Source organism: Tessaracoccus sp. ZS01 (assembly GCF_022342445.1).
GTDB lineage: Bacteria > Actinomycetota > Actinomycetes > Propionibacteriales > Propionibacteriaceae > Arachnia.
In genome coordinates this window covers 1-1,313 of sequence record NZ_PQFE01000031.1, presented here as the reverse complement: position 1 = coordinate 1,313, position 1,313 = coordinate 1, and the positions used below count along the sequence as shown (strand labels likewise).

General features: G+C 67.7%; 1 protein-coding gene. It reads right to left on the bottom strand.

Features of this window, described 5'->3' with window-relative positions; genetic code table 11:
- Positions 1-19: 19 nt before the first annotated feature.
- Positions 20-1,291 carry an ATP-binding protein gene (locus tag C3E87_RS14445; protein ID WP_076064210.1) on the bottom strand — a complete coding sequence of 424 codons (1,272 nt, stop codon included), beginning with the start codon at positions 1,289-1,291 and terminating at the stop codon, positions 20-22.
- Positions 1,292-1,313: the final 22 nt, after the last annotated feature.

The following is a 1,313-nucleotide window of genomic DNA, read 5'->3' as shown; positions in this document are numbered from 1 at the left end:
AGAGTCGGATGTCGGCCAGTCACGGCGCGAGGAGTCCGAGGGGGAGCACAGCGATGCCGTCGGGACGCCGGTAGGCGTTTGGCCCGGTGTTGATCACGATTGCGTCTAGCAGCTTGTCGCCCATGCGGTCGGCGAGCCAGTGGAGGTGCTTGGTGTCCTGGTCGGTGACGGTGTTGGCCAGTTTGATCTCGACCGCCAGGGCGCGGCCGTCGTCGCGGACGACGACCAGATCGACTTCGTGGTCGCCGTTGCGGGTACGCAGGTGACGGACGGTGGCTTCCGCCGCCTGCGCCGGGACCCGGACGCACAAGGTCACCAACGACTCGAACAGGTGACCCAGAACGCTGCCTGATTGCGGACCCACCGACGTGCCAACGCCATCGAGCAGAGCGTCGCGGCTGAGGCCGAGGAGACGGGCGGCAAGCGCCGGGTCTGCCAGATGATGCTTAGGCGTCTGCCCCAGCCGGGTCAACAGACTCCCGCTCGGCGCCCACGCCGGCACCGGGTCCAGCAGCCACAAACTGGACAACACGTCACGGTAGGCGATCGACGTGGAGCGGGCCGGCTTATCGCCCTGCCCGGGAGTGGCGGCATCCAGGATCTGCGCGTAGCTCGCAGTGGTCGCCGTCGCCGCAGCATAGGCACGCAACCACGCCAACATCGCCTCAGGCTTCCGCACCGCCAGCCCCTGTTCCGGGACGTCACGATCCACCGCGTTGCGCAGGTAGGAGTCGAGCTGGAACCGCTGCGACCTCCCCACCAATGACCGCATCGCCGGGAAACCCGACGCGACGATCTCCTCCACGTAGTCGCTCAAAGTCAGCGAGCACGAACCGGACAGCGGCCCGCGATCTCCACCCAGCAGCCCCCGCAAGCTGACCGTGGGCTGCGTCACTCCCCGCTCGGACAAGGTCATCGGACGCATCCGCAACCGACCGATCCGACCAGCCCCGGAATGCGCCGTGGCCCCCGGCGCCGGGGAGGCGCTGCCGACCAGCAGGAACTGCCCGCCCGTCGGATCAGCATCCACCGCACGGCGCACCACGTCCCACACCTCAGGGACCTTCTGCCACTCGTCAATCAACAGCGAACGCCCACGCCCCAGCACCTGCTCCGGCTCCGCGGCGATGGACTCACGAATAGCCCTCGAGTCCAACCGCACCACTCCGGCAACCCGCTGCTCAGCGGTCGTGGTCTTCCCCACCCCTTTGGGCCCGTCAACCGCGATCGCCGGAACCTGCCCGAACAGCTCATCCAACTCGTCATCCAGAATCCGGCGCGCATACTCCATGCCCGAACCATACAAGAAGCAG